Origin of the sequence: Pseudocitrobacter cyperus (genome assembly GCF_039889165.1) — a bacterium.
Classification (GTDB): domain Bacteria; phylum Pseudomonadota; class Gammaproteobacteria; order Enterobacterales; family Enterobacteriaceae; genus Pseudocitrobacter; species Pseudocitrobacter cyperus.
This window is the reverse complement of the sequence record NZ_JAYMYY010000001.1, coordinates 1,649,527-1,672,854: the sequence shown is the minus strand read 5'-3', so window position 1 is coordinate 1,672,854 and position 23,328 is coordinate 1,649,527. Positions and strand designations below refer to the sequence as shown.

Sequence of the window (23,328 nt, the reverse complement as noted above, 5' to 3'; positions counted from 1 at the left end):
CAGAGGAGCGTTCTGTGCGTATTGGTATTGATCTGGGCGGTACAAAAACAGAAGTCATCTCGTTAAGTGACAAGGGAAAGGAGCTGTTCAGGCATCGTTTACCCACACCGCGCGACTATCAAAAAACAATTGAAAATATTGCCCATTTAGTCGCAATGGCCGAAGAGTCGACCGGGCAAACGGGCACGGTAGGGATCGGCATTCCCGGCTCGATTTCGACCTATACCGGGTTGGTGAAAAATGCCAACTCTACGTGGCTAAACGGTCAGCCGTTTGATAAGGATCTCAGCAAACGCCTGAACCGGGAAGTCCGTCTGGCGAATGATGCCAACTGCCTGGCGGTGTCCGAAGCTGTCGATGGGGCGGCTGCGGGGGCGCAAACAGTTTTCGCGGTGATTATCGGTACCGGCTGCGGCGCAGGTGTGGCGATTAACGGGCGTTCGCATATCGGTGGCAACGGCACGGCAGGTGAGTGGGGACATAACTCGCTGCCGTGGATGGATAGCGACGAACTGCGCTACCGTGCGGAAGTGCCGTGTTACTGCGGGAAACAGGGCTGTATTGAAACCTTTATCTCTGGTACCGGGTTTGCGACGGACTACCAGCGTTTAAGCGGTCACGCGCTGAAGGGAAACGAAATTATGCATCTGGTGGAAGAGGGCGACGCACTGGCGGAACAGGCGCTCTGCCGCTATGAGCAGCGGCTGGCGAAATCTCTGGCGAACGTCGTGAATATTCTCGACCCGGATGTGATTGTGCTGGGCGGTGGCATGAGCAATGTCGACCGCTTGTACCGCTCGGTGCCGGAGCTGCTGAAAGCGTGGGTGTTTGGCGGCGAGTGTGAAACGCCGGTTCGTAAGGCACTACACGGTGATTCCAGCGGTGTGCGCGGTGCAGCGTGGCTGTGGCCGTTGTAGGTGATGCGTTCGGGGAGTTGTGCGGCCATTTCCCCCTCACCCTAACCCTCTCCCCGAAGGGGCGAGGGGATGGATTGTGCATAGTTGTTAAGTTCTGCGCCGGTTTTCTCCCTCTCCCTGTGGGCGAGGGGACGGATTGTGCACAGTTGTTTAAGTTCTGCACCGGTTTTCTCCCTCTCCCTGTGGGAGAGGGCCGGGGTGAGGGCATCGGTGCGTACATTTCCCCCTCACCCTAACCCTCTCCCCAAAGGGGCGAGGGGATGGATTGTGCATAGTTGTTAAGTTCTGCGCTGGTTTTCTCCCTCTCCCTGTGGGAGAGGGCCGGGGTGAGGGCATTAGGGCGCACATTTCCCTTTCACTCCACCGCAAACGTCTTATCCAGCCTGCTATACCCCAGCCCGTTAATTTTCTTCACCTTTATCTGCACCGGGATGCGCTCTTTCATCGCCTCGACGTGGCTAATCACGCCGATAATTTTGCCGCTGGCGTTGAGCGCGTCCAGCGCGTCAAGGGCGGTGTCGAGGGTTTCACTGTCCAGCGTGCCGAAGCCTTCATCAAGGAACAGGGAGTCAATGCGTGTTTTATGGCTCACCAGATCGGAAAGCGCCAGCGCGAGGGCCAGGCTAACAAGAAAACTTTCGCCGCCGGAGAGTGTGCGCGTGTCACGCACCGCATCCGCCTGCCAGGTGTCGACCACTTCCAGTTCCAGCGCTTCGCTGGCTTTGCGCTGGAGCAGATAGCGCCCGTGCAGACGGCTAAGCTGGTCGTTAGCCAGCCACACCAGATTATCCAGCGTCAGCCCCTGGGCAAACTTGCGGAATTTATCCCCTTCTCTGGAACCAATCAGCGTATTCAGATGCGCCCAGTCTTCCACCTGCGCGCTGGCTTTCTCGATCTCCTGCAACAGTTGCTGCTGGTGGCGGCGATTATCTTCATCCTGCTTCAGTTGTTGACGCAATTCCCCCTGACGCGCGCTGTTCTCCCGTAACTGCCGGGCGATAAGCAGCAGTTGCGCCTGTATCTGTTCGAGGGCGATGTCGTCGCTGAGCGTCGCCGGGCGCAGCGTCTGGTGGCGTTGTTGCGCTTCCTGCGCCTGGGTGTCCAGCGTGCGACACTGCTGAAGTTTGCTTTCCAGCGTCTGTTTTAACTGCTCCAGCCGCAGGCGTTCGCTCTGTTCCAGCAGGGCAGCCAGGAAGGTTGGGCGATCGCTGAACTGTGATGCCGCCAGCGCACTATCGAACTCACGTTCGGCCTGTTGCAGACGTTCGCTTTCGAGTGTTTCCTGCTGTGACAGGGTTTGCCACTTGCTGGCAAGCGAAATGCAATCGTTATGAAGCTGTTGCCAGCCCTCCAGCGCGACGGGCGACTCGTCTTCAATGTCACATTCCGGCAGGGTTTCCAGCAGCGGCTGAAGCTGTGCCAGTTTTTGCTGCGTGTCGCTGTGTTGCGTCTGTTTATCCTGCCAGGCGCGGCTCTCCTCTTCACGTGCCGCCAGCCAGATATTCTCTTCCCCGGCTGCCGGCGGGGTGAGAGTCAACCCGGTCAGTTGCGTATGCAGCGCTTCATTGCGTTGCGTGAGATCGTTCTGCGTCTGATTTATCTGTTGCTGAAGGTCGTTTATTTGCTGCTGTAAATTCAGCCGCTGGCTGTGCTGGTAAAGCTGCTGCTCATACTCTTCCTGAGCGCTCAGCCAGTCGGCTATCTCTTCGTCAGCACGTAAAGTGACACCCAAAGCGGCTGTCGTTTCCTGCCATTGAGAGGTAAGTGCTTGCTCTTGCTGAGAAAGTGATTCCAGCTCGTTTTCTTCAGCCTGCTGCTGCTTCAGTAGGGCATCCTGCTGGCCGCGCAGGGTTGCGCCTTCTTCGGCCAGTTGTTTGACTTCTCGCTCCAGCGCATCGCGGCGCGCCTGATTTACGCCGGGCGTCAGAGCCTGATATTCGGCAATCGCCGGGTGCGCGGTTGCACCGCACAGCGGGCAGGGGCAACCGGGTTGCAGACGCGCGCGTTCGGCTTCCAGCCGCACAATCGTGCTTTCCAGATCGCAAATAGCGCGTACATCGCTTAACTGCTGGTTTTTATCTTTATAACGCTGGCGGCGGTCGGTGAGCGCAAGCGTCATTTTTTCCAGTTGCCCCCGGCGTTGCTGCTGCGCCTCACTGAGCTGTAGACGCCGCTTTTGTAATGGCAGGAAGCGAGCGTGTAGCGAGGTGAGTTGCTGGCGAAGGGGCCGCGCCGCGCTGTGCGCAGCGATTGCCGCAGTGACCTGGGCGAGATCCTGCGTGAGCGTTGAAACAGGGAGTTGCGCGGCCTGTTTTTCCAGTTCGCGCAGGCGCTGTTGATAGGTCTGTAGCTGGCTGTTTTCTCGTGCCTGCAACTGGAATGCGGCGCGCCAGCCGGTGAGCTCGCTACTCCAGTGTTTGTAACGCTCGTGCTGCGTGAGCCACTGTTCGAGCTGGCTGCGAGTCAGTTGCAACTCGCGAACCTGCTTCATTGCCGTCGCCCGGATGCGATTACGCCGGAGGGTTGCCTCCTGTAAGCGAGTATTCACTTGCAGAGTTTGCTGCTGGGTTCTGGCGAGGGTCGCAGCCTGCTCCTGAAGTAGCGTCCAGCGCGGGCGTAGCAGTTCAGCCGGTTGCGCGCGGCTGAGCGCTTCCAGTTGTGGCTGGGCGGTCGCCAGCACCTGTTCCGCATCGCTCAGAGCCTCCCGGGCATTTTGCAATTCACGGGCGAGTTCGTGCTGGCGTAGCAGCCACTGCTGCTGGTTTTGCGCGATAACCTGTTGCTCCAGCGTGCTTTTCTCTTCAAGAGTAAGCGCCTGCAAACTTCCCAACAGCGATTGTTGCTGCTCTTCACTGAGTAGCACCATCCCGGAGGATTGCGCCTGAAGCTTTTCAAGCTCGGTTCGCGCCTGTTTATGTTTTTCAAACACCTGCGCAGAAATTCGCCCGTAGATTTCCGTGCCGGTAAGTTCTTCCAGTAGCTCCGCGCGCTCCTTGGGGCGCGCATTCAGAAATGCAGCGAATTGCCCCTGCGACAGCAGCATTGAACGGGTAAAACGGCCATAGTCGAGGCCGCTCAGGGAGGCGATAAGTTCGAGCTTATCCTTCACTTTGTCGGCAAGGATTTTGCCGTCATCGCGGCGCGCCAGTTCGACGCGTGGCGCCTGAAGATTGCCATCCGGCTGATTGCGGGCGCGGTTCTGGCTCCAGAAAGCGCGGTAAGCGACGCCCTGAACTTCAAACTCCACTTCCGCCAGACATTCGGCAGTGTCGCGGGTCATCAGGTCGTTTTGCGATTGCGAAACGGTATTGAGGCGCGGTGTTTCGTGATACAGCGCGAGACAAATGGCGTCCAGCAGGGTGGTTTTCCCCGCCCCGGTAGGGCCGGTAATGGCAAACAGGCCGTTACTGGCGAACGGCTCGGCGGTAAAATCGATTTTCCATTCGCCTTTCAACGAGTTGAGGTTTTTCAGGCGCAGGCTGAGGATTTTCATGGCTGTGGTTCCTCATCCAGTGAGTGAACGGCGAGATTAAACAGTGTTTTCAGGCGCTCCTGTTGCGCCTCTTCCAGCGTTTCCAGCGCCAGACGACGCTGAAAAACGTCTTCCACTTCCAGTTCGCTCAGGGTTTCTCGCAGGCTATTATCAAGAATGCGTTGACGCTGTTCTCGGCTGCGCCTGACCAGCAGTACGTCGACCGGGAGATCGTCGGTAATGACCTGAATTTTACGCTGAATATCATGAAGATACTCATCGCTGGTAATTTCGATATCCAGCCACACCGGCGGCTCTGTCGGGGCGTTGCGATACTGCGCCAGTTGATGGCTGATGCTATCAAAATCGCCTTTAATCACCGCCAGCGGCTGGGTCGCGGGGACTTCCAGTGGTGTGACATCCTGAAGCTTGCCATCAATAAAAGTCACCAGATTCACACTTTTACTTTTGCCGGTTTCATCAAAGCTGAGCGGAATGGGTGAACCGCTGTAGCGGATATGCTCGCTGCCGCCAATTTTCTGCGCGCGGTGAATATGCCCCAGCGCGATGTAATCGGCAGGCGGGAAGTTTTGCGCCGGAAACGCATCCAGTGTGCCAATATAGATGTCACGCACGGCATCGCTTTTACTGGCGCCGACGGTGGTCAGGTGGCCGCTGGCGATAATCGGCAATGGGCGATCTCCGCGCAATTCGCAGGCCTGCTGGTATTGTTTCTGATAGTAGTCAGTAATCGTTTCCAGTAAATGCTGCTGTTTTTCAGCGCCAGAAAGCCCCGCCTGGCTGACGACGATATCGCGCGGGCGCAGAAACGGCACCGGGCAGAACACGGCGCCAGGCGTGCCGTCGCGGCGATTGAGGATAAAAGGCGTGTGTCCGGCGCTGGCGATCACCGTGGTATTCAGAAACGACAAAATATCGCGTGATTCATTTAGCGTGGCGACGGAGTCATGATTGCCTGCAAGCACCACCAGATGACAGCCAGTTTGTTGCAGATTCACCACAAAGCGGTTGTAGAGTTCACGCGCATAGCTTGGCGGCGAGCCGGTATCAAAGATATCGCCCGCCACAATAATGGCGTCTATCTGTTCGCGTTGCGCGGTCTCCAGCAGCCAGTTCAGAAATGCTTCATGTTCTGCGGCACGGCTTTTACTGTAAAAATTCTGGCCTAAGTGCCAGTCTGAAGTATGAAGAATTTGCATCGTCGTCCCAGTGGGGAAAAAAGCATAGCCGGGATTATACATTCCCCGGCCGCGGGATCGACGGGTGTATTCCGGTAGTGTCATATTTCGTAAAGCGCCATCATTTTACGGTCATGTTTTTCATAAAACTGTCATAAATCTGACGCATAATGACGCCGAATGTATACTGATGGCTAAAAAAACAGGGCATAAAATGGCGAGACGCATTCTGGTCGTTGAAGATGAAGCACCCATCCGCGAAATGGTCTGTTTCGTGCTGGAACAAAATGGTTTCCAGCCGATTGAGGCGGAAGATTATGACAGCGCGGTGAATCAGCTCAATGAACCCTGGCCCGATCTTATCCTGCTCGACTGGATGCTACCGGGCGGCTCAGGGCTACAGTTCATCAAACATCTCAAGCGCGAAGCGCTGACTCGTGATATTCCGGTAATGATGCTGACGGCGCGCGGTGAAGAAGAGGATCGCGTGCGCGGTCTGGAAACCGGCGCGGATGACTACATTACGAAACCCTTCTCGCCGAAAGAGCTGGTGGCGCGCATTAAAGCCGTCATGCGTCGCATTTCACCGATGGCAGTGGAAGAGGTGATCGAGATGCAGGGATTAAGCCTTGACCCAACTTCGCACCGCGTGATGACCGGGGAAAACCCGCTCGATATGGGCCCGACCGAATTTAAACTGCTGCACTTCTTTATGACGCATCCTGAACGCGTCTACAGCCGTGAGCAACTGCTAAACCATGTCTGGGGCACCAACGTGTATGTGGAAGACCGCACGGTGGATGTGCATATCCGCCGCCTGCGTAAAGCGCTGGAACACAGCGGCCACGACCGTATGGTGCAAACCGTTCGCGGCACGGGCTATCGCTTCTCTGCCCGATTCTGATTGTTAACAGGAGTGTGACGCGTGCTGGAACGGCTGTCATGGAAAAGACTCGCCTTAGAGCTTTTCCTCTGTTGTCTCCCGGCCCTGTTTCTTGGGCTGGTCTTTGGCCATCTTCCCTGGTTTCTGCTGGTTGCCGTGACCGGGTTGTTGATTTGGCATTTCTGGAATCTTCTGCGTCTTTCGTGGTGGCTATGGGTTGACCGTAGTATGACGCCCCCGCCGGGTCGCGGAAGTTGGGAGCCGCTGTTATATGGCCTCAACCAGATGCAGTTGCGGAATAAAAAACGCCGTCGTGAACTGGGGAATCTGATTAAACGCTTTCGCAGCGGCGCGGAATCTCTACCTGATGCGGTGGTGCTGACCACTGAAGAAGGGGCGATTTTCTGGTGTAACGGCCTGGCACAACAACTACTTGGCCTGCGCTGGCCGGACGATAGCGGGCAAAATATTCTTAACCTGCTGCGCTATCCGGAATTTACACAGCATCTCAAGCAGCGTGATTTCCTGAAACCGCTGCATCTGGTTCTTAATTACGGGCGTCATCTGGAAATTCGTATCATGCCCTATACGGATCGCCAGTTGTTGATGGTCGCGCGTGATGTGACACAAATGCACCAACTGGAAGGCGCGCGACGCAATTTCTTTGCCAACGTGAGCCACGAATTGCGCACACCGCTGACGGTGTTGCAGGGGTATCTGGAGATGCTTCAGGAGAAGGTACTGGAAGGGGCTACGCGGGAAAAAGCCTTGCACACCATGCGTGAGCAAACGCAGCGTATGGAGGGGCTGGTCAAACAGCTTTTGACCCTGTCAAAAATAGAAGCTGCCCCGACGCTGGCGCTCAATGAGACGGTGGATGTGCCGATGATGTTGCGGGTAGCTGAGCGTGAAGCGCAGACCCTGAGCCAGCAGCATCATGAATTACACTTTGAGGTCGATGAGACCCTGAAAGTGCTGGGCAATGAAGATCAACTGCGCAGTGCGGTATCGAACCTGGTCTATAACGCCGTGAATCATACGCCAGCAGGAACGTCCATCACCGTGCGCTGGCAACGTGCGCCCCATGGCGTACTGTTCAGCGTGGAGGACACTGGGCCGGGTATTGCGCCAGAGCATATTCCCCGCTTAACCGAGCGTTTTTATCGCGTTGATAAAGCGCGCTCGCGTCAGACCGGTGGGAGTGGCCTGGGGCTGGCGATAGTGAAACATGCGCTAAATCATCATGATAGCCGGTTGGAAATCGAGAGTGAGCTGGGTAAAGGGTCACGTTTCAGTTTTCTGTTGCCAGAAAGGTTGATCGCCAAAGCGAATGATTAATTTGCACGGTGTCATGAAGAGTTGCCACAGACCAGCCTCGGCTGGTCTGTTTGCTTTGCAGTCAATTATCTGGCGAACAATTAATGAACAACTGACGTTTTTTTGTTCGCACGATCAGCCATGTGTTTTTCCTATATCTGGTTATTCGTGCCAGGTTTGAATTTAGTATTGGCATAATCGTCTGGTTTTGCGATCCCATATTGCTTTAAAACGTTATAAGCGTTTAAATTGCGCCTTATACAGTCGTGTTATGACTGTGTTTGCGTAGCAAATCAAAAAACTATTCTTCCTCACGCTACGAAGGGAGCATATCCCGCTGAGTTTGTTGCTTGTTTCCTCTGAAAGATTCCACAGGCGCGGGCGCAAAAGTTTTTATTTGTACAACACCACATCCACAGGCAGTAGTTACCTATGACCCATCAGTTAAAATCTCGCGATATCATCGCTCTGGGCTTTATGACCTTTGCGCTGTTTGTTGGCGCAGGCAACATCATTTTCCCTCCAATGGTTGGTTTGCAGGCGGGGCCGAATGTCTGGATCGCGGCAATCGGCTTTTTAATTACTGCGGTTGGTCTGCCTGTGTTGACCGTCGTTGCGCTGGCAAAAGTCGGCGGCGGCGTTGATAGCCTCAGCACGCCAATTGGTAAAGTGGCGGGTCTCCTGTTGGCGACCGTCTGCTATCTGGCCGTAGGGCCGCTGTTTGCCACTCCGCGTACAGCAACCGTCTCTTTTGAAATCGGTATTGCCCCCCTGACCGGGGATGGCGCGATGCCGCTGTTCATCTACAGCCTGGTCTATTTTGCGCTGGTGATTCTGGTTTCCCTCTACCCGGGAAAACTGCTGGATACCGTCGGCAATTTCCTGGCTCCGTTGAAAATCCTGGCGCTGCTGGTTCTCTCCATCGCCGCTGTAATGTGGCCTGCCGGCCCTATCAGCAATGCGCTGGAAGCTTATCAAACCGCGCCATTCTCTAACGGTTTCGTTAATGGTTATCTGACCATGGATACCCTGGGCGCGATGGTATTCGGTATTGTTATCGTTAACGCGGCGCGTTCTCGTGGCGTAACCGAAGCGCGTCTGTTGACGCGTTATACCATTTGGGCGGGTCTGATGGCGGGCGTAGGTCTGACGCTGCTGTATCTGGCACTGTTCCGTCTGGGCTCAGACAGCGCGCTGCTGGTAGATAAAAGCGCGAATGGCGCGGCTATCCTGCATGCATATGTACAGCACACCTTTGGCGGCGCGGGCAGTTTCCTGCTGGCAGCTCTGATCTTCATCGCCTGTCTGGTGACGGCGGTGGGCCTGACCTGTGCGTGTGCTGAGTTCTTTGCACAGTATCTGCCTCTCTCTTATCGTTCTCTGGTCTTTATTCTGGGGATCTTCTCGATGGCGGTCTCCAATCTGGGGCTGAGCCACCTGATTCAGATCTCCATACCGGTGCTGACGCTGATTTATCCGCCATGTATCGCACTGGTTGTACTAAGCTTTACCCGCGGTTGGTGGCATAATTCGACCCGCGTGATTGCCCCGGCGATGTTTATTAGCCTGATGTTTGGTATCCTTGACGGCATCAAAGCATCGGCCTTCGCTGATGTGTTGCCTGGCTGGACGGCGCGTCTGCCGATGGCGGAACAGGGTCTTGCCTGGCTGCTGCCGACGGTGGTGATGGTGGTTCTGGCGATTATCTGGGATCGCGCGGCAGGCCGACAGGTGACGTCTAACGCGCATTAATTCACGCGCGACAACATACTGTTCAACCACGGGACTCACGTCCCGTGGTTTTTTGTTTTTTGGTAAGAAATGGCATTGGAAACGATGGAAAACAATAAGCTGAAGCGCGGGCTAAGTACCCGGCATATTCGCTTCATGGCGCTAGGGTCGGCAATTGGTACCGGGCTGTTTTATGGTTCTGCTGACGCAATCAAGATGGCCGGGCCGAGCGTACTGCTGGCCTATATTATCGGTGGCGTGGCGGCATATATTATTATGCGCGCGTTGGGCGAAATGTCGGTACACAACCCGGCAGCCAGTTCCTTCTCGCGCTATGCGCAGGAAAACCTCGGCCCGCTCGCTGGTTATATCACCGGCTGGACATACTGCTTCGAAATTCTGATTGTCGCTATCGCCGACGTGACCGCATTTGGCATCTATATGGGCGTCTGGTTCCCCGACGTGCCGCACTGGATCTGGGTGCTCAGCGTGGTGATGATCATTTGCGCCATCAACCTGATGAGCGTAAAAGTCTTTGGTGAGCTGGAGTTCTGGTTCTCCTTCTTCAAAGTTGCCACCATTATCATCATGATTGCCGCAGGTTTTGGCATCATTATCTGGGGGATTGGCAACGGCGGGCAACCGACGGGGATCCATAACCTCTGGAGCAACGGCGGTTTCTTCAGTAACGGCTGGCTCGGCATGGTGATGTCGCTGCAAATGGTGATGTTTGCCTATGGCGGGATCGAAATTATCGGTATCACCGCCGGTGAAGCGAAAGACCCGGAGAAATCCATTCCGCGCGCCATTAACTCGGTGCCGATGCGTATTCTGGTGTTCTATGTGGGGACGCTGTTTGTCATTATGTCTATCTACCCCTGGAACCAGGTGGGTACCGACGGTAGCCCGTTTGTGTTGACCTTCCAGCATATGGGCATCACTTTTGCCGCCAGTATCCTTAACTTTGTGGTGCTGACCGCTTCGCTTTCCGCCATTAACAGCGATGTTTTTGGCGTCGGTCGTATGCTGCACGGCATGGCCGAGCAGGGGAGTGCGCCGAAAGTGTTCGCCAAAACCTCACGTCGCGGTATTCCGTGGGTGACGGTGATGGTGATGACCATCGCGCTGCTGTTTGCTGTTTATCTCAACTACATCATGCCGGAAAACGTCTTCCTGGTGATTGCTTCGCTGGCGACCTTCGCTACCGTATGGGTGTGGATTATGATCCTGCTTTCGCAGGTTGCCTTCCGCCGCCGTCTGTCGCCGGATGAGGTGAAAGCGCTGAAATTTAAAGTGCCGGGCGGTGTCACGACGACAATTATTGGTCTGATTTTCCTTGTCTTCATCATCGGCTTGATCGGCTATCACCCGGACACGCGTATTTCTCTGTACGTTGGCTTCGCGTGGATTGTACTGCTGCTGATTGGCTGGGTTATTAAATCTCGCCGTAGCCGCGGCTAATACGGCTGTTGGGTGGCTTTGCGCTCACCTGGCGGACAAGATTTACAGGCCTGATTGAAAACCCGGTTAACATCCGTTACCGGGTTTTTTTACGCCCCCAATCTCCGCCCCCTAAAAAGTACGAAAAGAGGAGTAGACGCCAAAAAGCTTATGGCAAGGTGGGCTCACTTTTAACTGAGGGGAATTAACGATGTTGAATGCCTGGCATCTGCCTGTCGCACCCTTTATTAAGTCGCAGAGTGGTCATCTGTCGGTGACGTTGTGGCTACGCGGAAACGATCTGCCGCAGCGCGTGACGATGCGGGTGGAAATCGACAATGAAGAGTGTGTGTTGTCGATGAAACGCCTGAGCAAACCACCTGTACCGGGCGTGACAGCCTGGCGCGGTGAGATCCCGCTCGATAGTGGACAACCGCGTCGGCGCTATGCATTCAAATTGCTATGGGCTGACCGCCAGTTGTGGTTTGCGCCAAAAGGGTTTAGCCGCATTCCGCCTGCAAAACTGGAACTGTTTGCTATCGATCTGCCCGACAGCGGCCCGCAGTGGGTGGCTGACCAGATTTTTTATCAGATCTTTCCGGATCGTTTTGCCCGTAGCGAAACGCGCACCCCGGAGCAGGACAAGATTTATTACCATCACGCCGCCGGGCATGACATTGTGCTACGTGACTGGGATGCCCCCCTGAATGCAGAGGCTGGCGGCTCAACGTTTTACGGCGGCGATCTGGATGGCATCAGCGAGAAGCTGCCTTATCTGAAGAAACTCGGTGTCACCGGTCTCTACCTCAACCCGGTGTTTACCGCGCCGAGCGTACATAAATATGACACGGAAAATTATCGTGAGGTCGATCCTCAGTTCGGCGGAAATGCGGCGTTGCTACGTCTGCGCGAAAATACCCTGCGTGAAGGTATGCGCCTGATCCTTGACGGCGTATTCAACCACAGCGGCGATACTCACGCCTGGTTCGACAGGCAGGATCATGGCAGTAGCGGCGCTTGTCACCATGCCAATTCCCCGTGGCGCGACTGGTACAGCTTCTCGCCGGAAGGCCGGGCGCTGGACTGGCTGGGCTATCCGAGCCTGCCGAAACTTGATTATCAGTCGGAGTCACTGGTAAATGAGATTTATCGCGGCGAGGAGAGCATTGTCCGCCACTGGCTGAAATCGCCATGGAGTATGGACGGCTGGCGGCTGGACGTGGTGCATATGCTCGGCGAGGGCGGCGGCGCGCGTAATAACCTGAAGCACGTTGCCGGGATCACGCAGGCGGCAAAAGAAACAAATTCTCAATCCTATGTGTTTGGTGAGCATTTCGGTGATGCGCGCCAGTGGCTGCAGGCGGATGCGGAAGACGCGGCGATGAACTATCGCGGTTTTACGCTGCCGGTTTGGGCGTTCCTGGCGAATACCGATCTCTCTTACGATCCGCAAAAAATCGATGCGCAAACCTGTATGGCCTGGATGGAGGATTACCGTGCGGGCTTGTCACATCAGCAGCAACTGCGAATGTTTAACCAGCTCGACAGCCACGATACCGCGCGGTTTAAAACCCTGCTGGGTAAAGATATCGGACGTCTGGGGCTGGGCGTGGTATGGCTGTTTACCTGGCCTGGCGCGCCCTGCATCTATTATGGAGACGAAGTGGGGGTGGATGGTGCGAATGACCCGCTGTGCCGTAAACCATTCCCGTGGGATAAAAGCCAGCAGGATGGCGAGTTGCTGGCGCTCTATCAGCGGATGGCGAAGCTGCGCAAAAAGAGCGAAGCGCTGCGTCGCGGCGGCTGTCAGGTGCTGTACGCTGAAGATAACGTGGTTATTTTTGTCCGTGTACTGAAACGGGAGCGGGTAGTGATTGCTATCAACCGCGGCGCGGCATGTGAAGTGGTTCTGGAAGATACGCCGCTACTGAGTTTTAGTTCGCTCATCCAGAGGGAAGGTAGCGGCGGAAATCAGGATGGTGTACTCACGCTGCCAGCATTGTCAGCCACGGTCTGGTCTGGCGAGTAACTCAGGGGTAAAGCGGGGTGCTCCGGTTATGGTTAATGACCGCTTCCCGCCACCACTGTTGCGCCAGCCCGTCATGGCCGTTGCGCCAGGCGATATAGGCCACGTCTTTTTGTCGACAGGAGACCACCGATTTTTCGACCAGTTCGCCCGTTTCTATCCACGGATGGGCGATATGGCGCGGCAAAAATCCGCATCCCAGCCCGGCGCACAGCAGCGTGACCTTCGACTGAAAATCATCAACGCGAATTTGTGCCTGTTCTTCAATAAGATTGGAACTGAGCGGGCGACACAGACGCGCGCTATCGCTGACCACGACGGCGCGATACTTGATCATCTGTTCGACGGTGATAGGCTCAGGTTCTGCCGCCAGCGGATGTTGAGGCGAGACGACAAAAGCATTGTCGAGCATGCCAAGCATTTGCCATGACCAGGCCGCGGAAGTTGGGGGATCGTTAATCGCTCCCAGAATAATATCCGCACCGTTGTGCGTCAGCTCCTCCCATGCCCCGGCCAGGGTGTGGTGGCTGAAGTTAAGCCGGGTTTGCTGATTCAACGTATAGAATTTATCAATGATGGGCAGCAGAGCGGCAAAGGGAAAGGAGTCGTCCAGCGCGATGATAAGCTCCTTTTCCCAGCCAGAATCTACCTGCACAGCCTGCTTTTCCAGGTCACGCGCAGCGCTGAGCAGTACGCGACCTTTTTCCAGTATCATTCTTCCTGTATCAGTAAATTTGGCGCGGTGTCCTGAACGGTCGAGAAGTTTTATATCAAGATCACTTTCCAGTTTTTGCACCATATAACTCAGTGCGGCAGGGGTTTTATAGAGCGACTCTGCCGCTGCGGCAAAACTTCCGTGTCGGTCGATCGCGTCAAGGATTTGTAAAACGTCCAGATTAATACGCATAACGTTAATTATTTCCCGAATAAAATCTTACCTGTTGTAACAAAATTTATGGTGCTCACGCCAGTTATGAATTTTCTGAAATCAATAGGTTGCGTATTAATTTTTGATAACCCATTCATTTTATGACACAATATTTACCGTAACCAAAACATAAATTTTCTTTAATAACTCGTTAAAAATTTCCCGCTATACTCAACCTGCAAACTCATTCAGTATCCACCTCGTCATTTAGACCTTAGATTTCCACTTAACCTATTGCTTAAGAAGGTGTTTTTATGTCTATTCGGGAACTGATTAATCCATCTAACTCCACCCTGATTTTTATCGACCACCAGCCGCAAATGTCCTTCGGCGTGGCGAATATTGATCGCCAGACCTTGAAAAACAACACCGTTGCACTGGCAAAAGCCGGTAAGATTTTTAAAGTTCCGACTATTTATACCTCAGTCGAAACCAAAAGCTTTAGTGGTTATATCTGGCCGGAACTGCTGGCCGTTCACCCGGAAATTAAACCGATTGAACGTACCTCTATGAACTCCTGGGAAGACGAAGCTTTCGTCAAAGCAGTAAAAGCCACCGGACGTAAAAAACTGATTATTTCTGCCCTGTGGACTGAGGTTTGTCTGACCTTCCCGGCATTAATGGCGCTGGAAGAAGGTTTTGAAGTTTATGTCGTTACCGATACCTCTGGCGGTACTTCCGTTGACGCGCACGAACGTTCCATCGATCGTATGGTTCAGGCAGGCGCGGTACCAGTCACCTGGCAGCAGGTGCTGCTGGAGTACCAACGCGACTGGTCACGCAAAGAAACCTATGACGCGGTGATGGATCTGGTTCGTGAGCACAGCGGCGCCTATGGTATGGGCGTGGATTATGCTTACACCCTGGTTCACGGCGCGCCGGAACGCAAAGCGTAATGACGATGACAGGGAGCGATACGCTCCCTGTCTGAATGCGATAGCAAGGAAAACCGTCATGACGCAAAAACATGTAACGCTGGTGATCACGCATGCGCTGCGCCCGGAAGATGCGAGCCAGTATGAAGCCTGGCTTGGCAAAATTATGCCCGTCGCGGCAGAGTATCCCGGCCATCTGGGCGCTAACGTCATCCGCCCAACGGATGGGCAGGGTGCCTGGAATATCATCATTCGTTTCGATACCCTGGAGCATCTCTACGCCTGGACGCAGTCCGAAACGCGCAAACAACTGGTCGATGAAATCGCGCCGTTGTTGGCCGAAGGCGATCACACGGAAGTCCGTACCGAAGCGGCGTTCTGGTTTACGCCACCGACTCCGCACGTGCGTCAGCCAAAACAGTGGAAACAATTTCTCATCACGCTGCTGGTGATCTTTCCCAGCACCAACCTGGTGCCGTGGGTAACTGGCGCGATGTTCCCCGCCCTGCAGGGCTCCTTGCTGCTTCATTTCATTAACGATGCCTGTGTGGTTGCGCTGGTTGTCTGGCTCTGGATGCCCATCGTGACCCGACTATTCGCCGGATGGCTTAAAAAAGCCTGATCCGGTTTGAGGAGAGTGACATGTCACAAAAAGCCACACTGATCCTGACTCAGGGTCGTATTCACACGCTTGTCAGCCAGCAGCCGCTGGCGGAAGCGGTGGCAATTGCCAACGGTAAAATTCTGGCAACAGGCAGCAACGATCAAATTATGTCCTACGCGGGCGAAGGTACGCAGATTGTCGATCTGAAAGGGCATACGGTGATCCCTGGCCTGAACGACTCGCACCTGCACCTGATCCGCGGTGGTCTGAACTACAACCTTGAACTGCGCTGGGAAGGAGTTCCGTCGCTTGCCGATGCGTTGAGAATGTTAAAAGATCAGGCCGATCGCACACCGTCTCCCCAGTGGGTGCGCGTGGTCGGAGGCTGGAGCGAGTTTCAGTTCGCTGAACGCCGGATGCCAACGATTGAAGAGCTGAATGAAGCGGCACCGGATACCCCGGTATTTGTGCTGCATCTGTACGATCGCGCCTTGCTCAACCGTGCGGCGCTGAAAGCCGTGGGTTACACCAAAGAGACGCCAAACCCGGCAGGTGGCGAAATCGTGCGCGATAACAACGGCAACCCAACCGGGATGCTGATCGCGAAGCCCAATGCGATGATCCTCTACTCGACGCTGGCGAAAGGCCCTAAATTGCCGCTGGAAATGCTGGTTAACTCCACTCGCCAGTTTATGCGCGAGCTGAATCGTCTGGGGCTTACCAGCGCTATTGACGCCGGCGGCGGTTTCCAGAACTACCCGGAAGATTACGAAATTATCGAACAACTGCATGCGAAAGAGCAGATGACGATACGTATCGCCTACAACCTCTTTACTCAGCGTCCGAAACAAGAACTGGAAGATTTCGAGCGCTGGACTGATATGCTTAAACCGGGGCAGGGTACTGATTTCTACCGTGCTAACGGCGCGGGTGAAATGCTGGTCTTCTCGGCGGCGGATTTCGAAGATTTCCTCCAGCCGCGCCCGGACTTGCCGGAAGGGATGGAAGATGAGCTGGAGCGTGTGGTTCGCCATCTGGTTGAACACCGCTGGCCGTTCCGCCTGCACGCCACCTATGACGAATCGATCAGCCGCATGCTGGATGTGTTCGAGAAAGTGAACCGTGATATTCCGTTCAATGGCCTGCACTGGTTCTTTGACCATGCAGAAACCATCACTGAGCGTAATATTGAGCGTGTGAAAGCGCTGGGCGGCGGGATTGCGGTACAGCACCGTATGGCTTTCCAGGGCGAATACTTCATTGAGCGCTACGGTAAAGAAGCCGTGAAACATACGCCGCCGGTTGCCAAAATGCTGGCAGCGGAAGTGCCGGTCGGTTTAGGTACCGATGCCACCCGTGTGGCGAGCTACAACCCGTGGACGGCGCTCTACTGGCTGGTCTCTGGCCGCACGGTCGGCGGCATGGCGATGTACGACGATAACAACCGTTTGCCGCGCGATGTGGCGCTGGAACTGTGGACGGCGGGCAGCGCCTGGTTCTCCAGCGAGCAGGGCAAAAAAGGGCGTATCGAGAAAGATCAGCTTGCCGATCTGGTGGTGCTGTCGAAAGACTACTTCAGCGTGCCGGAAGAAGAGATCAAAGGCATCGAATCCGTGATGACGATTGTGGATGGTAAAGTGGTTTATGCCGCGGGGCACTTCACGCCGCTGGCACCGCCTGCAATCCCGGTTGTTCCGGACTGGTCGCCGGTTGTGAAAGTTCCGGGTCACTACCGCTCGGCACCGCCTGCGGCGGCAAAAGTGGGCGCGGTCGTACAGATGCACCAGTGCTGCGGCAGTTGTGGCGTACACGGTCATCAGCACGATATTGCGCGTAAGTCGTCGATTCCGGTTTCCGATGAACAGGCATTCTGGGGCGTACTGGGCTGTTCCTGCTTCGCGTTCTGATATTGTGCCTGCGACTTAGGCACTAAAAACAAAAAGGCTCGCAATTGCGAGCCTTTTCTCAATCATCCGCCAATTACAGGCTGGAGACGTTTTCAGTCAGGTATTTTGCAACGCCGTCCGGGGACGCCGCCATACCTTCTTTCCCTTTTTCCCACTGCGCCGGGCACACTTCGCCGTGCTCTTCGTGGAACTGCAGCGCGTCAACCATGCGCAGCATTTCGTCGATGTTACGGCCCAGCGGCAGGTCGTTCACAACCTGGTGACGAACGATACCGTTAGCGTCGATCAGGAAAGAACCGCGCAGCGCCACGCCCGCGTCCGGGTGTTCGATGCCGTAGGCTTTCTGAATTTCGCGTTTGATGTCAGCAACCATTGCGTATTTCACCGCACCGATGCCGCCTTTGTCGACCGGGGTGTTACGCCATGCGTTGTGAACAAATTCGGAGTCAAAGGAGACGCCAACCACTTCCACACCGCGTTTCTGGAACTCTTCGTAGCGTTTGTCGAAGGCGATCAGCTCAGACGGGCAGACAAAGGTGAAGTCCATTGGCCAGAAGAACAGCACGGTGGCTTTGCCGTTGGTGTGCTGTTTGAAGTTAAAGTTTTCAACGATTTCGCCGTTACCGAGCACTGCCGCAGCGGTAAAGTCAGGCGCCTGACGAGTAACCAGAACCATGGGTTCTCCTTTGAGTTTTAAAAAGTAAGTAGTACGCAACGCGGCCAGTATAGACAGTGAACAGCAATTGCTCAAAGAGGCTGTGGCAATCGATGATTAAGGTTTTGGCTATTAATAGCAGAAATATTGACAGGCTCAGGTTAAAGCTCGCGCGCTTTGGCCTGCGCCATCATCTGCGGATAAAATTGCCAGAACTGTTTTTCCAGTTGCCCGTAGTGCTGGTCTAAATCGTGCCAGGAGTCGCGCAGGGCATCCAGTTTCGGCCGTCTGCTGGCCATACCGTTGAGTACGCGCTGGATAAATTCCATTTCGCGGTAGCGCTCCAGCCAGCGCTCTGACCAAAGGTAATCATTCAGATTCACGAAGCGCGGCGGAGAGTCGGGGAGAATCAGCGCCACCTGCTCATGGGCGTATTCGACAAACTCCGGCAGCGGCATCTGCGGCGAAAGCTGCGCCCAGTGGCGCGAAAGGAAATGATCCCACATTACATCGAGCGTAATAGGCGCGACGCGCCGCGTCTGTGGGCGGAACCACTCAAGGGCTTCCTTTACCTCGGGCAGATTATCAGTCAGTACGTCGATACGCCGATGCATATAAATTCCGTCGACCACATCCGCCGGATAGCTGTTGTCCGGGTTGCCGCGCACAAAATCGGCCAGCAGATTGCCGGACAACGAGCTGTCGGCGAGGTACGCGAGATGCAGGTGAGCTAAAAAATTCATCGATTATTATCTATCCAGAGGGGGATAGGGTTGCAGGGAGAACGCCCCGGCACTAGACTACCCGCCTCATTATTAAGTCCAGAGTCTTAGAGTCATGCGCCTTGCCGATTTTTCCTTTGAATTACCTGAATCCCTGATTGCCCACTATCCACAGCCTGAGCGCAGCGGTTGCCGCTTGCTGTCGCTGGACGGGCCGACAGGCGCGCTGACGCACGGTACTTTCACCGATCTGCTCGATAAGCTCAACCCTGGCGATCTTCTGGTCTTTAATAATACCCGCGTGATCCCGGCGCGACTGTTTGGTCGTAAAGCCAGCGGCGGCAAGATTGAAGTGCTGGTTGAGCGCATGCTCGATGATAATCGTATTCTGGCACATATTCGCGCCTCTAAAGCGCCGAAGCCGGGTGCGGAGCTCCTGTTGGGCGATGACGAAAGCATTAATGCGACCATGGTCGCACGTCACGACGCACTGTTTGAAGTGCAGTTCAACGATGAGCGCCCGGTTCTGGAGATCCTCAACAGCATCGGCCATATGCCGCTGCCGCCGTATATCGACCGCCCGGATGAAGACGCCGACCGCGAACTTTACCAAACCGTTTACAGCAGCCGCCCGGGCGCTGTCGCGGCGCCAACTGCTGGCCTGCACTTTGATGAACCCCTGCTGGCGAAGCTGCGTGAGAAAGGCATCGATATGGCCTTTGTGACGCTGCACGTAGGCGCAGGCACCTTCCAGCCAGTCCGCGTTGAGAGCATTGAAGAGCACACCATGCACTCTGAGTATGCGGAAGTTCCGCAGGACGTGGTAGACGCTGTACTGGCGGCGAAAGCGCGCGGCAATCGCGTGATCGCGGTCGGTACCACCTCTGTGCGTTCGCTGGAAAGCGCAGCGCAGGCGGCGAAAAATGACCTTATCGAACCGTTCTTCGGCGATACGCAAATCTTTATCTACCCGGGTTATCAGTACAAAGTGATTGATGCGCTGGTGACTAACTTCCACCTGCCGGAATCGACGTTGATTATGCTGGTTTCCGCATTTGCGGGTTATAAAAACACCCTGCATGCCTATCACGAAGCGGTAAAAGCGGAATATCGCTTTTTTAGTTACGGTGATGCGATGTTTATCACGTACAATCCGCAGGCCATTAACGAACGTCCCTGATTGGGGCGTGTTTTTCCCCCTCTCCCTCAGGGTGAGGGCCGGGGTGAGGGTGAACCTCACTCCGCAACATTAACCATCAGACTGTCTCTCTGATGCAGGAGAATAGCGTGAAATTTGAACTGGACACCACCGACGGACGCGCTCGCCGCGGCCGCCTGGTCTTCGATCGTGGCGTAGTGGAAACGCCTGCTTTTATGCCCGTCGGTACCTATGGCACCGTAAAAGGCATGACGCCGGAAGAAGTTGAAGCCACCGGCGCACAAATCATTCTTGGCAATACTTTCCATCTGTGGCTGCGTCCCGGCCAGGAGATCATGAAGCTGCACGGCGACCTGCACGACTTTATGCAGTGGAAAGGCCCAATTCTCACCGATTCCGGCGGCTTCCAGGTCTTCAGCCTGGGCGATATTCGTAAGATTACGGAACAGGGCGTACACTTCCGTAACCCGATCAACGGCGATCCAATCTTCCTCGATCCGGAAAAATCGATGGAGATTCAGTACGATCTCGGCTCCGATATCGTGATGATCTTCGATGAATGCACCCCGTATCCTGCAGACTGGGATTATGCGAAACGTTCGATGGAGATGTCACTGCGTTGGGCGAAGCGTAGCCGTGAGCGTTTTGACGGCCTGGGCAACAAAAATGCGCTTTTTGGCATCATTCAGGGCAGCGTTTACGAAGATTTACGAGATATCTCTGTTAAAGGTCTGGTAGAGATAGGTTTTGATGGCTACGCTGTCGGCGGTTTGGCTGTGGGTGAACCGAAAGCAGATATGCACCGTATCCTGGAGCACGTCTGCCCGCAGATCCCTGCGGATAAACCGCGTTACCTGATGGGTGTCGGTAAACCAGAGGATCTGGTTGAAGGTGTTCGTCGCGGTATCGATATGTTTGACTGTGTTATGCCAACGCGTAACGCGCGCAATGGTCACCTTTTCGTGACCGATGGCGTGGTGAAAATCAGAAATGCGAAGCATAAGAGCGATACCAGCCCACTCGACGCTGAGTGTGATTGCTACACGTGTCGCAATTATTCACGTGCGTACTTGCATCATTTAGACCGTTGCAACGAAATATTGGGCGCACGTCTCAACACCATTCATAACCTCCGCTATTACCAGCGTTTAATGGCTGGTTTACGCAAGGCTATCGAAGAGGGTAAATTAGAGAGCTTCGTAACTGATTTTTACCAACGTCAGGGGCGAGATGTTCCAGCTTTGAACGTTGATTAATATTAATAATTGAGGGAATTTTAATGAGCTTTTTTATTTCTGATGCGATAGCAGCACCGGGTGGCGCAGCACAGGGCAGCCCGATGTCTCTGATTCTGATGCTGGTGGTGTTTGGTCTGATTTTCTACTTCATGATCCTGCGCCCACAGCAGAAACGTACCAAAGAGCACAAAAACCTGATGAACTCCATTGCTAAAGGCGATGAAGTGCTGACAAACGGTGGCCTGGTCGGTCGCGTAACCAAAGTAGCGGAAACTGGCTACATTGCTATCGCGCTGAACGACACCACTGAAGTGGTTATCAAACGTGACTTCGTAGCTGCCGTTCTGCCGAAAGGCACGATGAAGGCGCTGTAATTTACTGTTTTCCCAAAGGGAACTGCCGTGTTAAACCGTTATCCTTTGTGGAAGTACATCATGCTGGTCGTCGTGATTATCGTCGGCCTGCTTTACGCACTTCCCAACCTGTATGGTGAGGATCCGGCTGTTCAAATCACTGGCGCGCGCGGTGTCGCCGCCAGTGAGCAAACGCTGATCCAGGTCCAGAATACTTTACAACAAGAAAAAATCACCGCGAAGTCTGTGGCACTGGAAGAGGGCGCTATTCTTGCGCGCTTCGACTCCACCGACATCCAGTTGCGCGCGCGTGAAGCGCTGGTGAGCGTACTGGGTGACAAATACGTCGTGGCGCTGAACCTTGCTCCTGCGACCCCGCGTTGGCTGGCGGCTATCAAAGCCGAGCCGATGAAACTGGGTCTTGACCTGCGTGGCGGTGTTCACTTCCTGATGGAAGTGGATATGGACACTGCGCTGGGCAAACTGCAGGAACAAAATATCGACAGCCTGCGCAGCGATCTGCGCGAAAAAAATATCCCGTATTCCAATATCCGTAAGTCAGAGAACTATGGTCTGACTATCCAGTTCCGCGATAGCGCGGCGCGCGATCAGGCCAATACCTGGCTTGCCTCTCGTCACCGCGACCTGGTTATCACTAATCAGGGCAACAACCAGTTGCGCGCGGTCATGACGGATGCTCGCCTGAGCGAAGCGCGCGAATATGCGGTACAGCAGAACATCAACATCCTGCGTAACCGTGTTAACCAACTGGGTGTGGCTGAGCCTGTAGTACAACGTCAGGGTGCAGACCGCATCGTCGTCGAACTGCCGGGTATTCAGGACACCGCGCGTGCGAAAGAGATTCTGGGCGCGACCGCGACGCTGGAGTTCCGTCTGGTGAATACTAACGTTGACCAGTCCGCTGCCTCTTCTGGCCGCGTTCCGGGCGACTCCGAAGTGAAACAGACTCGCGAAGGACAGCCGGTTGTGCTGTATAAACGCGTGATCCTGACCGGTGACCATATCACCGACTCCACTTCCAGCCAGGACGAATACAACCAGCCGCAGGTTAACATCTCGCTGGATAGCGCAGGTGGTAACACCATGTCTAACTTCACCAAGGACAACATCGGTAAACCGATGGCGACCCTGTTCGTGGAGTACAAAGACAGCGGTAAGAAAGATGCCAACGGCCGTTCCGTGCTGGTGAAACAGGAAGAGGTGATTAACATCGCCAACATCCAGTCTCGCCTGGGTAACAGCTTCCGTATCACCGGTATCAACAACCCGAACGAAGCGCGTCAGCTCTCTCTGCTGCTGCGTGCCGGTGCGCTGATTGCGCCGATTCAGATTGTTGAAGAACGTACTATCGGCCCAACTTTGGGTATGCAGAACATCAAACAGGGCCTGGAAGCGTGTCTGGCGGGTCTGGCAGTTTCTATCCTGTTCATGATTTTCTTCTACAAGAAATTTGGTCTGATCGCCACCAGCGCGCTGATTGCGAACCTGGTACTGATCGTCGGTATCATGTCGCTGCTGCCGGGGGCTACGCTGAGTATGCCGGGTATTGCGGGGATCGTGCTAACCCTTGCGGTGGCAGTCGACGCCAACGTACTGATCAACGAACGTATCAAAGAAGAGTTGAGCAACGGGCGTTCAGTGCAGCAGGCGATTAACGAAGGTTATGCGGGGGCATTCAGTTCCATCTTCGATGCGAACATTACCACGCTGATTAAAGTTCTGATCCTGTATGCAGTCGGCACCGGGGCAATCAAAGGCTTCGCTATCACCACCGGTATTGGTGTTGCGACGTCGATGTTTACCGCAATCGTCGGTACGCGTGCCATCGTAAACCTGTTGTATGGCGGCAAACGCATCAACAAGCTGTCAATCTGAGGAGTG

At 54.8% G+C, this 23,328-nt stretch carries 18 protein-coding genes; 13 read left to right on the top strand and 5 right to left on the bottom strand.

All coding sequences use genetic code 11. The features are described 5' to 3' along the window. The first annotated feature begins 14 nt into the window (after positions 1–14). The gene (gene mak, locus VSR74_RS08120; RefSeq protein ID WP_347794187.1) at positions 15–917 is read left to right on the top strand and encodes a fructokinase; all 903 of its coding nucleotides are present in this window, start codon (positions 15–17) and stop codon (positions 915–917) included. Positions 918–1,272: 355 nt separating this feature from the next. On the opposite strand, the gene sbcC is transcribed toward mak, so the two are convergent. Both sbcC and sbcD read right to left on the bottom strand, forming a co-directional pair. Continuing rightward, positions 1,273–4,410 (bottom strand): exonuclease subunit SbcC, encoded by a 3,138-nt coding sequence (sbcC, locus tag VSR74_RS08115; protein WP_347794186.1) that lies wholly within the window; start codon positions 4,408–4,410, stop codon positions 1,273–1,275. Continuing rightward, a complete protein-coding gene (gene sbcD / locus VSR74_RS08110) occupies positions 4,407–5,609 on the bottom strand; it encodes an exonuclease subunit SbcD (RefSeq protein ID WP_347794185.1) in 1,203 nt (400 codons plus the stop codon). Before sbcD ends, sbcC begins: the two co-directional genes overlap by 4 nt. Positions 5,610–5,802: 193 nt before the next feature. On the opposite strand from sbcD, the gene phoB reads away from it, so the two are divergent. The 5 genes from phoB to malZ all read left to right on the top strand — a co-directional run bounded on the left by phoB (position 5,803) and on the right by malZ (position 12,988). Next, positions 5,803–6,492 (top strand): phosphate response regulator transcription factor PhoB, encoded by a 690-nt coding sequence (gene phoB, locus VSR74_RS08105; RefSeq protein ID WP_015965629.1) that lies wholly within the window; start codon positions 5,803–5,805, stop codon positions 6,490–6,492. Positions 6,493–6,513: 21 nt separating this feature from the next. After that, positions 6,514–7,809 (top strand): phosphate regulon sensor histidine kinase PhoR, encoded by a 1,296-nt coding sequence (gene phoR, locus VSR74_RS08100; RefSeq protein WP_347794184.1) that lies wholly within the window; start codon positions 6,514–6,516, stop codon positions 7,807–7,809. A gap of 411 nt (positions 7,810–8,220) precedes the next feature. Further along, positions 8,221–9,540, top strand: coding sequence for a branched-chain amino acid transporter carrier protein BrnQ (brnQ, locus tag VSR74_RS08095; RefSeq protein ID WP_347794183.1), 1,320 nt, complete (start codon positions 8,221–8,223; stop codon positions 9,538–9,540). Between the two features lie 84 nt (positions 9,541–9,624). Then, positions 9,625–10,980, top strand: a complete 1,356-nt coding sequence (gene proY / locus VSR74_RS08090; protein ID WP_347794182.1) for a proline-specific permease ProY — start codon at positions 9,625–9,627, stop codon at positions 10,978–10,980. Between the two features lie 190 nt (positions 10,981–11,170). Then, entirely contained in the window at positions 11,171–12,988 is a 1,818-nt protein-coding gene (gene malZ, locus VSR74_RS08085) for a maltodextrin glucosidase (protein ID WP_347794181.1), read from the top strand. 1 nt (position 12,989) lies between these two features. On the opposite strand, the gene VSR74_RS08080 is transcribed toward malZ, so the two are convergent. Beyond that, on the bottom strand, positions 12,990–13,892 hold the full coding sequence (locus VSR74_RS08080; RefSeq protein WP_347794180.1) for a LysR family transcriptional regulator: 903 nt from the start codon (positions 13,890–13,892) through the stop codon (positions 12,990–12,992). A gap of 275 nt (positions 13,893–14,167) precedes the next feature. Here VSR74_RS08080 and VSR74_RS08075 point away from each other — a divergent pair, with 275 nt between their 5' ends. From VSR74_RS08075 to VSR74_RS08065, 3 genes are read left to right on the top strand one after another with little or no spacing between them, the layout of a single operon-like run. Continuing rightward, on the top strand, positions 14,168–14,809 hold the full coding sequence (locus VSR74_RS08075) for a hydrolase (protein WP_347794179.1): 642 nt from the start codon (positions 14,168–14,170) through the stop codon (positions 14,807–14,809). 58 nt (positions 14,810–14,867) lie between these two features. Then, positions 14,868–15,410: an antibiotic biosynthesis monooxygenase gene (locus tag VSR74_RS08070; RefSeq protein WP_347794178.1), complete on the top strand. Its 543-nt coding sequence runs from the start codon at positions 14,868–14,870 to the stop codon at positions 15,408–15,410. A gap of 20 nt (positions 15,411–15,430) precedes the next feature. Next, entirely contained in the window at positions 15,431–17,299 is a 1,869-nt protein-coding gene (locus tag VSR74_RS08065) for an amidohydrolase (protein ID WP_347794177.1), read from the top strand. 73 nt (positions 17,300–17,372) lie between these two features. Here VSR74_RS08065 and VSR74_RS08060 read toward each other — a convergent pair whose 3' ends face one another. After that, positions 17,373–17,975 (bottom strand): peroxiredoxin, encoded by a 603-nt coding sequence (locus VSR74_RS08060; RefSeq protein WP_347794176.1) that lies wholly within the window; start codon positions 17,973–17,975, stop codon positions 17,373–17,375. A 140-nt stretch (positions 17,976–18,115) separates the two neighbouring features. Beyond that, complete coding sequence (acpH, locus tag VSR74_RS08055) at positions 18,116–18,697, bottom strand: ACP phosphodiesterase (RefSeq protein WP_347794175.1); 582 nt, start codon at positions 18,695–18,697, stop codon at positions 18,116–18,118. Positions 18,698–18,791: 94 nt separating this feature from the next. On the opposite strand from acpH, the gene queA reads away from it, so the two are divergent. The 4 genes from queA to secD all read left to right on the top strand — a co-directional run bounded on the left by queA (position 18,792) and on the right by secD (position 23,322). After that, positions 18,792–19,856: a tRNA preQ1(34) S-adenosylmethionine ribosyltransferase-isomerase QueA gene (queA, locus tag VSR74_RS08050; RefSeq protein WP_347794174.1), complete on the top strand. Its 1,065-nt coding sequence runs from the start codon at positions 18,792–18,794 to the stop codon at positions 19,854–19,856. A 107-nt stretch (positions 19,857–19,963) separates the two neighbouring features. Beyond that, positions 19,964–21,091 (top strand): tRNA guanosine(34) transglycosylase Tgt, encoded by a 1,128-nt coding sequence (tgt, locus tag VSR74_RS08045; RefSeq protein ID WP_347794173.1) that lies wholly within the window; start codon positions 19,964–19,966, stop codon positions 21,089–21,091. Between the two features lie 23 nt (positions 21,092–21,114). Beyond that, complete coding sequence (gene yajC / locus VSR74_RS08040) at positions 21,115–21,447, top strand: preprotein translocase subunit YajC (RefSeq protein WP_347794172.1); 333 nt, start codon at positions 21,115–21,117, stop codon at positions 21,445–21,447. Between the two features lie 27 nt (positions 21,448–21,474). Beyond that, entirely contained in the window at positions 21,475–23,322 is a 1,848-nt protein-coding gene (secD, locus tag VSR74_RS08035) for a protein translocase subunit SecD (RefSeq protein ID WP_347794171.1), read from the top strand. The last annotated feature ends 6 nt before the right edge of the window (positions 23,323–23,328 follow it).

Bases quoted from the DNA above. Each gene is read 5' to 3' on its own strand.
- malZ (WP_347794181.1), top strand. From the start codon at position 11,171: ATGTTGAATGCCTGGCATCTGCCTGTCGCACCCTTTATTAAGTCGCAG.
- yajC (WP_347794172.1), top strand. From the start codon at position 21,115: ATGAGCTTTTTTATTTCTGATGCGATAGCAGCACCGGGTGGCGCAGCA.
- queA (WP_347794174.1), top strand. From the start codon at position 18,792: ATGCGCCTTGCCGATTTTTCCTTTGAATTACCTGAATCCCTGATTGCC.
- VSR74_RS08070 (WP_347794178.1), top strand. From the start codon at position 14,868: ATGACGCAAAAACATGTAACGCTGGTGATCACGCATGCGCTGCGCCCG.
- brnQ (WP_347794183.1), top strand. From the start codon at position 8,221: ATGACCCATCAGTTAAAATCTCGCGATATCATCGCTCTGGGCTTTATG.
- VSR74_RS08065 (WP_347794177.1), top strand. From the start codon at position 15,431: ATGTCACAAAAAGCCACACTGATCCTGACTCAGGGTCGTATTCACACG.
- VSR74_RS08060 (WP_347794176.1), bottom strand. From the start codon at position 17,975: ATGGTTCTGGTTACTCGTCAGGCGCCTGACTTTACCGCTGCGGCAGTG.
- sbcC (WP_347794186.1), bottom strand. From the start codon at position 4,410: ATGAAAATCCTCAGCCTGCGCCTGAAAAACCTCAACTCGTTGAAAGGC.
- proY (WP_347794182.1), top strand. From the start codon at position 9,625: ATGGAAAACAATAAGCTGAAGCGCGGGCTAAGTACCCGGCATATTCGC.
- acpH (WP_347794175.1), bottom strand. From the start codon at position 18,697: ATGAATTTTTTAGCTCACCTGCATCTCGCGTACCTCGCCGACAGCTCG.
- phoB (WP_015965629.1), top strand. From the start codon at position 5,803: ATGGCGAGACGCATTCTGGTCGTTGAAGATGAAGCACCCATCCGCGAA.
- VSR74_RS08075 (WP_347794179.1), top strand. From the start codon at position 14,168: ATGTCTATTCGGGAACTGATTAATCCATCTAACTCCACCCTGATTTTT.
- VSR74_RS08080 (WP_347794180.1), bottom strand. From the start codon at position 13,892: ATGCGTATTAATCTGGACGTTTTACAAATCCTTGACGCGATCGACCGA.
- sbcD (WP_347794185.1), bottom strand. From the start codon at position 5,609: ATGCAAATTCTTCATACTTCAGACTGGCACTTAGGCCAGAATTTTTAC.